This is a genomic window from Azotobacter salinestris (assembly GCF_009363155.1).
Classification (GTDB): Bacteria; Pseudomonadota; Gammaproteobacteria; order Pseudomonadales; family Pseudomonadaceae; genus Azotobacter; species Azotobacter salinestris.
In genome coordinates this window covers 3198330-3211107 of the sequence record NZ_CP045302.1, presented here as the reverse complement: position 1 = coordinate 3211107, position 12778 = coordinate 3198330, and the positions used below count along the sequence as shown (strand labels likewise).

Here is a 12778-nt window from a genome sequence, read left to right as displayed (position 1 = left end):
CGCTGGCGGCCGGCGGCGCAGTCGGCCCCGGGAATCCCGGCCCCGCCGCTTCCGTCCGAAAACTCTTTCCCGCCTGTGCACTCCATTCAAGTCTGAAGGCCGCGTCGCAGCACGGCGGGCCTTGGTTTTCCACCTGCCTGTCGAGGAAATCAGTCATGCAAAATGGTACCGCCCTGATCGTCGGCGTCACCGGCATCTCCGGATACAACCTGGCCAAGGTCCTGGTCGCCAGCGGCTGGACCGTCTACGGCCTGGCACGCCAGCCGTCCGCGGTGGAGGGGGTGATTCCGGTGCCGGCCGACCTGCTCGACGCCACCGCCACGGAGGATGCCCTGCGCGGCCTGCCGATCACCCACGTGTTCTTCTGCACCTGGACGCGCCGCGCCACCGAGAAGGAGAACATCGAGGCCAACGGCGCGATGATGCGCAACCTGTGCACGGCGCTGGCAGGAGCCCCGCTGCAGCACATGGCCCTGGTGACCGGCACCAAGCACTACCTCGGCTCCTTCGAGAACTACGGCAGCGGCAAGGCCGAGACGCCGTTTCGCGAGAGCGAGCCGCGCCAGGCCGGCGAGAACTTCTACTACGCCCTGGAGGACCTCCTCTTCGCCGCCGCCGAGCAGCACGGCTTCGGCTGGAGCGTGCACCGCTCCCACACCATGATCGGCCCGGCCAAGGGCAGCAACGCGATGAACATGGGCGTGACCCTGGCCGTGTACGCCTCGCTGTGCAGGGAAACCGGCCAGCCCTTCGTCTTTCCCGGCTCGCGGGCGCAGTGGGACGGCCTCACCGACGTCACCGACGCCGGCCTGCTCGGACGCCAGCTGGAGTGGGCGGCGCTCTCGCCCGCGGCACGCAACCAGGCGTTCAACGCGGTCAACGGCGACGTGTTCCGCTGGCGCTGGATGTGGAGCGAGGTCGCCGCATTCTTCGGCCTGGAGGCGGCGCCCTACCCCGACCAGCCGATGCCGCTCGAGGCGCGCCTGAAGGACACGGCTCCCCCCGTCTGGGACGAGATGGCGACCAAGTACACCCTGGTCGAGGCCGACGTGAACAAGCTGGCCTCCTGGTGGCACACCGACGCCGATCTCGGCCGCGAGATCGAATGCGTGAACGACATGAACAAGAGCCGCGAACTGGGCTTCCTCGGCTACAAGGACAGCCGCGCCTCCTTCCTCGAACTGTTCGCCCAGCTCAGGGCCCAGCGGATCATTCCCTGATGAACTCCACGCCCCGGCGGAAGGTCGATCCGTAGCAGGATCGATCGAGCACGCCGCCCACCGGGTCGAGCACCTGCAGAAGCGCGGCTTCGAGAACGCCGGGCGCCGGCGGCACCCACGCGGTCTACGTGCTGCAGCACGCCGACAAGCCGGAGATCTACAGCGGCCTGCCGCGCGATCCGCAGATCAGCCCGCAGGTCGAGCGGTGGAAGGGCGTCGCCAAGCCGGTGATGTCCGCGGTGCTCGGCGCCTCGGTGCTGGCCGGCTTCTTCCACTACGTGTTCAAGGGACCGAAGGAGAAACCGGAGGACGACCCGGACCCGGTCAGGGCCGCCGCCCGGGAAGAGGACCGCAGAGGGGAGGACCGGCCATGAGCCACTCGAACGTCGACAGGGGCACCCTGTGCTATGGCTGGTGGTCGCGGGTCAATCACCGGATCGTCGCCCTTTGCTTCGTGCTGCTCACCCTGAGCGGCCTGGCGCTGTTCCACCCGGTGTTCTTCGGCTTCACCGGGCTGTTCGGCGGCCCCATCCCGACGCGCATCGTGCCCCCTTCATCGGCGTGCTCATGGTGGTGTTCTTCGCCATCCAGGCGGTGCGCTTCTTCGGCGACAACCGGATCAGGCGGCACGACATCCTGTGGCTCAGGCAGATCCGCGACGTGCTGAGCAACCGCGACGAGCGCCTGCCGCCGGTCGGCAAGAACAACGCCGGGCAGAAGCTGGTGTACTGGATCTTCCTGTTCAGCATGCCGGTGTTGCTGGTCAGCGGAATCGTCATCTGGCGGCCCTACTTCGCCGACGACATGCCGCGCCAGCTGCTGCGCTGGGCGGCGATGATCTACGCCTACGCCGCCTTCGTCGCCATCCTCACGCCGATCATCCACGTCTACTCGGCGATCTGGGTCAAGGGTTCGATCCGCGCCATGACCCGGGGGCGGGTCAGCCGGGCCTGGGCCTGGCACCACCACTCGCTCTGGTACGAGGAGGTCGTGCACGGCGAGCGGCCGGGCGAGGGCATCCGGGAGCCATTGGCCGACCGGCCGCCAAGGAACCGCCCATGAACGGCGCCGCGTCCCGGCACGCCTTCGGCAGCGCGCCGGCGGGCGTCATGCAGCCGCTGGCGATGGTGCTGCCCGACGCCGAGGCTGCCTGGCACCCCGCGCCGGACGCCTTCGACCTGGCCCTGGCGCACGGCATGGCGCCCCTGGTCATTCACGCGCTGCGCCCGAACGTCGCCTGGAAGGCGGACCTCGTCGCCCGGCTCGATGCGCTGGAGCTGTACGCCGGCGAACGGCAGCGCCCGCTGCTCGCCGCCCCGCGCGGGCTGATGCCGCTGGTGGCGGCAGCCCTGCAGCTGGCCTGGGTGCGTCTGGCCCAGGCGCTCTGCCCCTGCTGCGGCTCGGCGCCGGTGGCCAGCGTGGTCCACATCGAGCCGCAGCGCAGCGGCGTGCGCTACCTGCACTGCAGCCTCTGCGCCACGGAATGGCATCTGGAGCGGGTCAAGTGCAGTGTCTGCGGTCGTGGCGGCAAGCTCCTCTACCTAGACCTGGAGGACGAGCGGGGCAAGCCCTTCCTGCCGGCCTAGGCGGAAGCCTGCGGCGACTGTAGGCACTACCTCAAGCTGGTGCCGCGCGAGCTCGACGCCCGCGCCGAGCCGCTGGCCGACGATCTGGCCAGCCTGGCGCTGGACGTGGCCCTCGCCGAGCAGGGGGACTACCAGCGCAGCGGCTACAATCCCCTGCTGATCGCCGGCGAATAGCCCGCGCCGCCACGCCTCCAGTTGCTTTCGCGCGGCCGGCCCGGACCTATCCGCCACGACGCCTCTCAGTCAGAGACAACGAGGAAACGAAGATGCAGAGAAAAGATCTGCCGGGGTGGCTGCTGGCCGCCGGGCTGGGACTGGTCGCCCCCTTGGGGATGGCGGCGCAGGACGAGGTGACCCCGGCGCAGGTGGTGGCCGCCCTCGAGGACACCTTCGGGGTGACGCCGGGCGAGCGGCGCAACCACATCAAGGGCACCTGCGCGCTCGGCGAGTTCGTCGGCCAGCCCGCTGCTGCCACCTGGTCGCGCTCGGCGCTGTTCTCCGGAGAGCCCGTGCCGGTCGTCGCGCGCCTCTCGCTGCCGGGCGGCAACCCCAGGATCGCCGATACGGCCAAGAGCGTCCGCGGCATGGCCCTGGAATTCCGCCTGCCCGGCGGCGCCCTGCAGCACATGACGATGATCAACACCCCGGTCTTCGGCGCGGCCCATCCCAGGACCTTCCTCGACCAGATCGTCGCCCTGAAGCCCGACCCGGCCACCGGCAAGCCCGATCCGGCCAGGCTCGAGGCCTTCCGGGCCAGCCATCCGGACAGCCGGGCGCAGGCGCAATTCCTCGCCGAGCACAACCCGCCGCCGAGCTTCGCCAACAGCAGCTACTTCGGCATCCACACCTTCAAGTTCATCGACGCCACCGGCAAGACTACCCTGGTGCGCTGGCGCTTCGTACCCGAGGACGGCGAGAAGAGCCTCTCCGACGAGGAGCTGAAGAGCCTGCCGGCCAACTTCCTCGAGGAGCGGCTGATTCAGCGCACCGCCCAGGGCCCGGTGCGCTGGGACATGCTGGTGAGCATCGGCCAGCCCGGCGACCCGGAGAACGATCCGACGGTCGCCTGGCCGGAGAACCGCGAGCAGGTGAAGGTCGGCACCCTGACCCTGACCGCGGCCATGCCGCAGAAGAGCGCCGCCTGCGAGAAGATCAACTTCGATCCGCTGGTGATGGCCGAGGGCATCGCCCCGACCGACGATCCCATCCTGCGCTTCCGCTCCCCCGCCTACGCGGTGTCCTTCGCCAAGCGCCAGGCCGGGCAGTGACCAGGGTCTGTTGATGTTTTGGAGCGAGCCGCGTTGCCGCGCCAAATGCCGCCAGGCCGGGCCGCGTTCGGCAAGGCGCGGGTCGCCGGCAATGGTCATTCCCTTGCCAAGACCTGCAACGCCGTATGGCGGCATTTGCCGCGCAACCCGCAGGGACGGGGCCTACGCCCAAACGTCAACAGGCCCTAACAACCTTATCGAGCAGGAGCTTGATCATGGGCACCATCTTCGAAACGAATGTCGGCGACCTCACCATCGACGAAAGTGCAGAACAACAGACCGGTGGGAATGACGTCACCCCCACCGAAGACGACAACGACATACTGCTGAGCTCCATCGCCACCCTGCTGGACATGCTGACCGGCCTGGGCGCTCCCCTCGCCGGCGAAGCCATCGAGGCGGCACAAAACCAGGTACTGAGCCTCCAGACCGGCGTTGATCCGGATCTGTCGTTCCGGCTGGCAGGCGATGACACCAGCGTGGCGAGCGGCCTGTCCTTTGCCTGCCCTTTCGCCATGACGCGCGGCCCTGTACTGTGCGCCGATCGGTTTTTTCCCGGCGGGCGGCGGCCCGAGGCTTACCCGAGGCAGAGTCATGGAGCAGTTGAAACGGAAGATCCGCGAGCACGGCAGCGTGCTTTCGGAGCAGGTACTGAAGGTGGATGCCTTCCTCAATCATCAGGTCGATCCGCTGCTGATGCAGCAGATCGGCCGGGAGTTCGCCCGGCGCTTTCGCGACCAGGGCATCGACAAGGTGGTCACCCTCGAGGCATCGGGCATCGCCCCGGCGCTGATGACCGCGCTGGAGCTGGGCGTGCCGCTGGTCTTCGCCCGCAAGCACCGCTCGCTGACCCTGACCGACAACCTGCTGACCGCCCGGGTCTATTCCTTCACCAAGCAGGTGGAGAGCACCGTGGCCATTTCCGCCAGTCATCTGGCGGCCGGCGAGCGCGTGCTGATCGTCGACGACTTCCTGGCCAACGGCCAGGCCGCGCTGGGGCTGGCCTCCATTGTCCGCCAGGCCGGGGCGCAGTTGGCCGGGATCGGCATCGTCATCGAGAAGTCCTTCCAGTCCGGCCGCCGGGCGCTGGAGGAACAGGGCTACCGGGTCGAATCCCTGGCCCGGATCGCTTCGCTGGCGGGCGGTCAGGTCAGTTTTCTGGAGTGAGCAGAAACGACGAAGCCGCCCGCAGGCGGCTTCGTCTTCGGCCAGGTCGCGATCAGAGGCCGGACATCTTGCCGATGGCGGCCTTCAGCTCGTCGTCCGAGCAGTCGGCGCAGGTGCCTTTCGGCGGCATGGCGTTGAGACCGGCGATTGCCGACTTGAGCAAGCCGTCGAGGCCGCCCTTGGCATCGGCCCGGGTTTGCCAGGCAGCGTTGTCGCCAACCTTCGGCGCGTTCAGCAGGCCGGTGCCATGGCAGGCGTTGCAGTACCTGGCGACGACGTCGTCACCGCTACGTGCAGCACCGCCAGCGGCGCCGGCAGCAGCGGTAGCGACGCCCTTGCATTCCTGACCGGCCACGCAGACCTCGCCGACCGGCTTCAGACGCTCGGCGATTTCCGCATCGGTCGCGGCCTGGACACTCGCCGCCCACAGGGACAACACGGCGACCGGTGCCGCCAACATCTTGATCAGACTCACCCTTACCCCCCTCATCGTGGCTGGTTACGTGTGCCCGCGGCCACGGGTTTTCGCGAGCGGCGGGAGTATAACCTTATGAAAGGCAGGCTGAAACAAGCCGATACAGGTCAGACATGGATCCTGGGACCGGTGCGCCACTAGAAGTGCGCCGGGGTGGCGGCACTGATCAGCCGCGCCGGGACCTCGAAGGGATTGCAGAAACGGTGCGCCTGGCCGGCGACCAGGTAGTAGCTGTCGCCGCTCTCGAGGGTGTAGCGCTGCTCGCCGACCTGCAGTTCCAGGCGCCCCTCGACGAGGATGCCGGCCTCCTCGCCGTCGCGAACGAGCAGCGTCTCGCCACTGTCGGCCCCCGGCGGGTAGGCCACCGAGAGGAAGGTGAGCGCGCGGTCGGGATGGCCCTTGCCGACCAAGCGCATGCTCAGCAGCCCGCGCGACAGCTCGATCTGCTCGGCTGCGCGGTAGACCACCGGGGTGCTGGGCTCGGCTTCCAGGTCGAGGGAGAAGAACTCCATCAGCGACATGGGAATGCCGCCGAGAACCTTCTTCAGGGAACTGATCGAGGGACTGACACTGTTCTTCTCGATCATCGAGATAGTGCTGTTGGTGACGCCCGCGCGCTTGGCGAGTTCACGCTGGGAGAGGCCTTTGAGCTTGCGGATGGATTGCAGTCGAACACCGACGTCCAAGGCGGGAATCCTCTCGGGGGGCCTGAGCGAGTTGCGGTTAATGATGGCAACGGCGTTCAGTATTTACAACGCCATGCCGAAAATTTCGTTCAGCCCTGCCAGACGCGGGCGACCCGCCGCACGTTGCAGAACAATTGGTAGGCGATGGTGCCGGCCGCCGCCGCCACCTCGCTGGCCGGCACCTGGGCGCCCCACAGCTCGACCCGACTGCCGAGGCCGGCCTCGGGCAGATCGGTGAGGTCCACGGTGAGCATGTCCATCGACACCCGGCCGATCAGTTGCGCCGGCCGGCCGTCGACGGCGACCGGGGCGCCGCTCGGCGCATGCCGCGGGTAGCCGTCGGCATAGCCCATGGCGACCACCCCGACACGGGTCGGCCGCGGGCTGACGAAGCGCGCGCCATAGCCCACCGGCTCGCCGGCCGGCAGCTCGCGCACGCTGATGATCCTGGACTCCAGGGTCATCACCGGCTGCAGCCGTGCCGCCTGTTCCTGGTACTGCTCGAAGGGCGTGGCGCCGTAGAGCATGATTCCCGGCCGCAGCCATTCGCCCTCATGGCCGTAGCGGAACAGCTGCGGCCAGCCGAGCAGCGCCGGCGAGTTGCGCAGGCTGAACTCCGCGGAAAGGCCGCCGGCCGCCGCCTCGAACTGCGCCAGTTGCTCGGCGACCCGCGGGCTGTCCAGTTCGTCGGCGCGGGCGAAATGGCTCATGGCGACAATCCTCGCCGTCTTGCCGCTGGCCGCGAGGCGCGCATGGGCCGCCCGGTAGTCGTCCGGCGCGAAGCCGACCCGGTGCATGCCGGAGTCGAGCTTCAGCCAGCAGGTCAGCGGCCGCGCCAGGGCGGTGCGCTCGATGATCTCCAGCTGCCAGGACGAATGCACCACGCACCACAGGTCGTGGCGCTGGATCGGCTCCAGCTCGGCGGCCTCGAAGAAGCCCTCCAGCAGCAGGATCGGCGCGACGATGCCGGCCTCGCGCAGCTCCAGCGCTTCCTCGATGCAGGCCACCGCGAAGCCGTCGGCCTCCGCCTCCAGGGCCTGGGCGCAGCGCTCCGCGCCATGCCCGTAGGCGTCGGCCTTGACCACCGCCAGGGCGCGGGCGCCGCCCAGTTCGCGGGCCATACGGTAGTTGTGGCGCAAGGCGGCGAGATCGATCAGGGCACGGGCGGGGCGCATGGGATGTTGCTCTCGAACGGGTAAGGGTGGGCCCTAGGACAGCGCGGCGACGACCGTCATCTCCACGCGGGCATCGTCGCTGTACAGCCTGGCCTCGACGCAGGCGCGCGCCGGCGCGCAGCCGGCCGGCAGCCAGGCGTCCCACACCGCGTTGAGGCCGGCGTAGTCGGCGGCCATGTCCTTCAGGTAGATGGTCACCGAGAGCAGCCGCGACTTGTCGCTGCCGGCCTCGGCGAGCAGGCGGTCGACGTTGGCCAGGGTCTGCCGGGTCTGCTCCTCGATGCCGCCGCCGTAGTCGTCCGCCAGTTGCCCGGCCAGGTAGACGGTGCCGTTGTGGACGACGATTTCGCTGTAGCGCGCTTCAGTTCGCAGGCGCCGGATGGACATGGGTGGAGTTCTCCTGGGAATTGCCGTAGCGGGAAATGTCGAGGCCCGCGGCGCTGATCTGCGGGCGCTTGCGCGCCAGCAGGTCGGCCAGCAGGCGGCCGGAGCCGCAGGCCATGGTCCAGCCCAGTGTACCGTGCCCGGTGTTGAGGAACAGGTTGCGGTAGCGGGTCGCGCCCACGATCGGCGTGCCGTCCGGGGTGGCCGGGCGCAGGCCGGTCCAGAACTCGGCGCGCGCCAGGTCGCCGCCGCGGGGATAGAGGTCGCCCACCACCAGTTCCAGGGTCTCGCGCCGGCGCGGATCGAGCGACAGGTCGAAGCCGGCCAGCTCGGCCATGCCGCCGACACGGATGCGCGCATCGAAGCGGGTGATGGCGACCTTGTAGGTCTCGTCGAGGATGGTCGAGGTCGGCGCCATGGCCGGATCGATGATGGGAATGGTCAGCGAGTAGCCCTTCAGTGGGTAGATCGGCGCGCGGATGCCCAGCGGCGCGAGCAGCTGCGGCGAATGGCTGCCGAGAGCCAGCACGTAGTGGTCGGCGGTTTCCAGCCGGCCGTCGATCCGCACGCCGGCGATGCGCTCGCCGTCGCTCTCCAGACGCTCGATGTGCCGGCCGAAGCGGAACTCCACGCCCAGGGCGGCGGCCAGCTCCGCCAGGCGGATGGTGAACAGGTGGCAGTCGCCGGTCTGGTCGTTGGGCAGACGCAGGGCGCCGGCGAGCCTGTCGGCCACGCCGGCCAGGGCCGGCTCGACGCGGGCGATGCCGGCGCGGTCGAGCAACTCGTAGGGCACTCCGGAGCGCTCCAGCACGGCGATGTCCTTGGCCGCGGCGTCCAGCTGCTGCCGGGTGCGGAACAGCTGGGTGGTGCCCAACTGGCGGCCCTCGTAGTCGATGCCGGTCTCGGCGCGCAGCTCGTCGAGGCAGTCGCGGCTGTACTCGGACAGGCGCACCATGCGCTCCTTGTTCAGCGCGTAGCGTTCGGCGGTGCAGTTGCGCAGCATCTGCGCCAACCAGAGGTATTGGCGCCAATCGGCGGTCGGCCTGATGGCCAGCGGCGCGTGACGCTCGAGCAGCCACTTGAGCGCCTTGAGCGGCACGCCGGGAGCCGCCCAGGGCGAGGCGTAGCCGGGCGACACCTGGCCGGCGTTGGCGAAGCTGGTCTCCATGGCCGGCGCCGCGGCGCGGTCGACCACCACCACCTCGAAACCGGACCGGGCCAGATAGTAGGCCGTGGTGGTGCCGATCACCCCGCTGCCAAGTACCAGTACGCGCATGACGGACTCCCCGTGCGAGCTGAAAACCTTGAATGTCTGCAGTATAAAAAGCCTAAGCCAGCGACTTTCACTATTTCAAGGCGCATATTCAGGCTTTTTTCGAGAAATCAAGGCTTTCAGTGGAAAATCCATCGTGAGAACCCAGCACCAGAGCCGCCGCGAACTCGACCGGATCGATCGCCACATCCTGCGCATCCTGCAGCAGGAGGGGCGCATCTCCCTCACCGAGCTGGGCGAGCGGGTCGGCCTGTCCACCACCCCCTGCACCGAGCGGGTCCGCCGCCTGGAGCGCGAGGGCTTCATCCTCGGCTATGCGGCGCGGCTCAATCCCCAGTACCTGAAGGCCGGCCTGCTGGTGTTCGTGGAGATCAGCCTGGCGTACAAGTCCGGTGATATCTTCGAGGAGTTCCGCCGGGCGGTGCTGAAGCTGCCCCAGGTGCTGGAATGCCATCTGGTCTCCGGCGACTTCGACTACCTGCTCAAGGCGCGCATCTCGGAGATGGCCTCCTACCGCAAGCTGCTCGGCGACATCCTGCTCAAGCTTCCCCATGTGCGCGAATCGAAGAGCTACATCGTCATGGAGGAGGTCAAGGAAACCCTCGAACTGCCGGTACCGGAATGAGGAACCAACGATGAACCCAGCATTGCCGGACAGGCCCGCCGACGGCGACGGGCATGCGCCGTCCTACTATGTGGCCACGGCCGGGCAGCGGCCGGAATTTCCCGCGCTGGAAGGCGAGCTGCAGGCCGACGTGTGCGTGGTCGGCGGCGGCTTCAGCGGGATCAACACCGCCCTGGAACTGGCCGAGCGCGGTCTCTCGGTGGTCCTGCTGGAGGGCCGCGTGCTCGGCTGGGGCGCCAGCGGGCGCAACGGCGGACAGCTGATCCGCGGCCTCGGCCACGACCTCGAACGCTTCCGTCCGCGGCTCGGCGCGGATGGCGTGCGCGCCCTGCAGCGGATGGGCCTGGAGGCCCTGGAGATCGTCCGCCAGCGGATCGCGCGCCACGCCATCGACTGCGACCTGACCTGGGGCTACTGCGAATTGGCCACCCGGGCGCGGCACGTCGAGCACCTGAAGGCCGAATGCGCGGAACTACAGGCCCTCGGCTACCGCCACGAGCTGCGCCTGCTGGAGGCCGGCCAGATGCACGAGGTGATCGGCTCGCGGCGCTACTGCGGCGGCCTGCTGGACAGAGGCTCGGGCCATCTGCACCCGCTCAGGCTGCTGCTCGGCGAGGCCGCCGTGGCGCAGTCGCTTGGCGTGCGTCTGTTCGAGCGCTCGGCGGTGACCCGGATCGAGCACGGTCATGAGGTCTGCGTGCACACTGCCGGCGGCCGGGTGCGTGCCGCCAGTCTGGTGCTCGCCTGCAACGCGCATATCGGCGACCTCGAGCCGGCGCTGGCCGGCAAGGTGCTGCCGGCCGGCAGCTACCTGATCGCCACCGAGCCGCTCTCCCCCGCCCTGGCCGCCGAGCTGCTGCCGCAGAACCTGGCGGTCAGCGACATGCGCGTGGTGCTCGACTACTTCCGCCTGTCGGCCGACCGCCGCCTGATGTTCGGCGGCGCCTGCCACTACTCCGGGCGCGATCCGCGGGACATCGCTGCCTACATGCGGCCGAAGATGCTCAAGGTGTTCCCGCAGCTGGCCGGGGTGCGGATCGACTACCAGTGGGGCGGGCTGATCGGCATCGGTGCCAACCGTCTGCCACAGATCGGTCGCCTGCCCGGACAACCCAACGTCTACTACGCCCAGGCCTATTCCGGCCATGGGCTGAACGCCACCCACCTCGCCGGCCGGCTGCTCGCCGAGGCCATCGTCGAACGGCACAGCCACGGCTTCGACCTGTTCGCCCGGATACCACACCGCACCTTCCCCGGCGGTCCCCGCCTGCGTGCGCCGCTGCTGGCCCTGGGCATGCTGTGGTACCAGCTCAGGGAGCTATGCTGAAACGCAGCGGTCACGGTTTGTCCGGAGGATCGATGTGCGCCCTCTCGTCTTGCTGGCCCTGCTGGTCCTGGCCGGCTGCACCGGCCTGGTCCCGCGGGAACCCAGCGAAACCCTGCCGGCCCGGGGCACCTGGCTCGGCGATACGGTGCAGGCCGAAGCCGGGCGCCACCCGGCCGGGCAATCCGGCTTCCGCCTGCTGGTCGACGGTGGCGAGGCCTTCGCGGCCCGCGCCGAACTGATCCGCCGCGCCCAGCGCAGCCTCGACTTGCAGTACTACATCGCCCACGACGGCCTCAGCACCCGGCTGCTCACCTGGGAACTGCTGCAGACCGCCGACCGCGGCGTGCGCGTCCGCATCCTGCTCGACGACACCACCAGCGACGGCCGCGACCACCAGATCGCCGTCCTGGCCGCCCACCCGAACATCCAGATCCGCCTGTTCAATCCACTGCACCTCGGCCGCGCCCACGGGCTTACCCGCACCCTCGGGCGCCTGCTGCACCTCTCCCGGCAGCACCGGCGCATGCACAACAAACTGTGGCTGACCGATGGCAGCGTGGCCATCGTCGGCGGACGCAACCTGGGCGACGAGTACTTCGACGCCGAGCCGGAGCTGAACTTCGCCGACATCGACCTGCTCGGCGCCGGCCCGGTCGCCGCGCACCTGGCGCACAGCTTCGACCAGTACTGGAACAGCGCCCTGAGCGTGCCCATCCAGCAGTTCCTCTACCGCCCGCCCTCGACCCGGGCCCTGGCAAGGCTGCGTGCCCGCCTGCAGCGCTCGCTGGCCCGCGCCAACAGCGAGCAGCCGGCACTTCACGAGCGCCTGACCGCCTACCGCCGCGAAGCCCCCCTGCGGGGCTGGCTGGAGCAGCTGACCTGGGCCCACAGCCAGGCCCTCTGGGACGCACCGGCCAAGGTGCTCAGCGATGGCACACCCGAGCCGCACCTGCTGCTCGGCGCGCAACTGGCGTCCGACCTGCAGCAGGTGTCCGACGAGTTGATCATGATTTCCGCCTATCTGGTGCCGACCGCCGGCGGCTTCGTCTACCTGACCAGCCTGGCCGACGACGGCGTGCGCGTCACCCTGCTGACCAACTCCCTGGAGGCCACCGACGTGCCCATCGTGCATGGCGGCTACGCGCCTTACCGCAAGCCGCTGCTGGAGCACGGCGTACGCCTGTACGAGCTGCGCCGCCAGGGCGACGGCTCCGGTTCGCGCTACAGCTGGAGCGGCACCTCGGCCTCCGCCCTGCACAGCAAGGCGGCGATCTTCGACCGGCGCAAGGTGTTCATCGGCTCGCTCAACTTCGACCCGCGCTCGCTGCTGTGGAACACCGAGGTCGGCGTGCTGGTGGACAGCCCCGTCCTGGCCGGGCGGATGCGGGAGCTGGCCCTGGAGGGAATGCAGCCGACGATCAGCTACGCGGTGCGCCTGCGCGAGCGCGACGGCCAACGGCGGCTGGTCTGGATCGCCGAGGACAACGACCGGCGCCGCGTGCTGGAAACCGAGCCCGGCACCCTCTGGCGCCACTTCAATGCCTGGCTGGCGCAACTGATCGGTCTGGAGAACATGCTCTGAGCCAGCGGCG

Annotated in this window: 12 protein-coding genes and 3 pseudogenes; 9 read left to right on the top strand and 6 right to left on the bottom strand. The window is 69.2% G+C overall.

All coding sequences use genetic code 11. From position 1 onward, the window contains the following. Nucleotides 1–155: 155 nt before the first annotated feature. From GCU53_RS14830 to GCU53_RS14810, 5 genes and pseudogenes are all read left to right on the top strand, one after another. Nucleotides 156–1220 (top strand): SDR family oxidoreductase, encoded by a 1065-nt coding sequence (locus GCU53_RS14830; RefSeq protein WP_152388294.1) that lies wholly within the window; start codon nt 156–158, stop codon nt 1218–1220. 43 nt (nt 1221–1263) lie between these two features. Beyond that, nucleotides 1264–1594 (top strand): annotated as a pseudogene (locus GCU53_RS14825) (formate dehydrogenase N subunit beta transmembrane domain-containing protein); the annotation flags it as partial. Beyond that, nucleotides 1591–2282 (top strand): annotated as a pseudogene (locus tag GCU53_RS14820) (formate dehydrogenase subunit gamma). The pseudogenes GCU53_RS14825 and GCU53_RS14820, both read left to right, overlap by 4 nt. Beyond that, nucleotides 2279–2980 (top strand): annotated as a pseudogene (locus tag GCU53_RS26680) (formate dehydrogenase accessory protein FdhE). Before GCU53_RS14820 ends, GCU53_RS26680 begins: the two co-directional pseudogenes overlap by 4 nt. Nucleotides 2981–3072: 92 nt before the next feature. Further along, a complete protein-coding gene (locus GCU53_RS14810; protein WP_152388292.1) occupies nt 3073–4074 on the top strand; it encodes a catalase family peroxidase in 1002 nt (333 codons plus the stop codon). 194 nt (nt 4075–4268) lie between these two features. On the opposite strand, the gene GCU53_RS14800 is transcribed toward GCU53_RS14810, so the two are convergent. Further along, nucleotides 4269–4670 carry a hypothetical protein gene (locus tag GCU53_RS14800; RefSeq protein WP_152388290.1) on the bottom strand — a complete coding sequence of 134 codons (402 nt, stop codon included), beginning with the start codon at nt 4668–4670 and terminating at the stop codon, nt 4269–4271. Between GCU53_RS14800 and GCU53_RS14795 the strand changes: the two genes are divergently transcribed. Continuing rightward, complete coding sequence (locus GCU53_RS14795; protein ID WP_152388289.1) at nt 4669–5241, top strand: xanthine phosphoribosyltransferase; 573 nt, start codon at nt 4669–4671, stop codon at nt 5239–5241. The genes GCU53_RS14800 and GCU53_RS14795 overlap by 2 nt on opposite strands. A gap of 52 nt (nt 5242–5293) precedes the next feature. Here the strand turns inward: GCU53_RS14795 and GCU53_RS14790 are convergent, their stop codons facing one another. From GCU53_RS14790 to dadA, 5 genes are all read right to left on the bottom strand, one after another. Then, complete coding sequence (locus GCU53_RS14790) at nt 5294–5731, bottom strand: c-type cytochrome (RefSeq protein ID WP_341873500.1); 438 nt, start codon at nt 5729–5731, stop codon at nt 5294–5296. Between the two features lie 122 nt (nt 5732–5853). Beyond that, on the bottom strand, nt 5854–6402 hold the full coding sequence (locus GCU53_RS14785; RefSeq protein ID WP_152388288.1) for a helix-turn-helix domain-containing protein: 549 nt from the start codon (nt 6400–6402) through the stop codon (nt 5854–5856). A gap of 89 nt (nt 6403–6491) precedes the next feature. Beyond that, on the bottom strand, nt 6492–7577 hold the full coding sequence (gene alr / locus GCU53_RS14780) for an alanine racemase (protein WP_152388287.1): 1086 nt from the start codon (nt 7575–7577) through the stop codon (nt 6492–6494). Nucleotides 7578–7610: 33 nt separating this feature from the next. Beyond that, a complete protein-coding gene (locus GCU53_RS14775; RefSeq protein WP_152388286.1) occupies nt 7611–7964 on the bottom strand; it encodes a RidA family protein in 354 nt (117 codons plus the stop codon). Beyond that, nucleotides 7939–9237, bottom strand: a complete 1299-nt coding sequence (gene dadA, locus GCU53_RS14770) for a D-amino acid dehydrogenase (RefSeq protein WP_152388285.1) — start codon at nt 9235–9237, stop codon at nt 7939–7941. The genes GCU53_RS14775 and dadA overlap by 26 nt, the downstream gene beginning before the upstream one ends. A gap of 133 nt (nt 9238–9370) precedes the next feature. Between dadA and GCU53_RS14765 the strand changes: the two genes are divergently transcribed. From GCU53_RS14765 to GCU53_RS14755, 3 genes are read left to right on the top strand one after another with little or no spacing between them, the layout of a single operon-like run. Continuing rightward, nucleotides 9371–9859 carry an Lrp/AsnC ligand binding domain-containing protein gene (locus GCU53_RS14765; RefSeq protein ID WP_152388284.1) on the top strand — a complete coding sequence of 163 codons (489 nt, stop codon included), beginning with the start codon at nt 9371–9373 and terminating at the stop codon, nt 9857–9859. A gap of 10 nt (nt 9860–9869) precedes the next feature. Next, nucleotides 9870–11186: an NAD(P)/FAD-dependent oxidoreductase gene (locus GCU53_RS14760; RefSeq protein WP_152388283.1), complete on the top strand. Its 1317-nt coding sequence runs from the start codon at nt 9870–9872 to the stop codon at nt 11184–11186. Nucleotides 11187–11220: 34 nt separating this feature from the next. Beyond that, nucleotides 11221–12768: a phospholipase D family protein gene (locus GCU53_RS14755; RefSeq protein WP_425278153.1), complete on the top strand. Its 1548-nt coding sequence runs from the start codon at nt 11221–11223 to the stop codon at nt 12766–12768. The last annotated feature ends 10 nt before the right edge of the window (nt 12769–12778 follow it).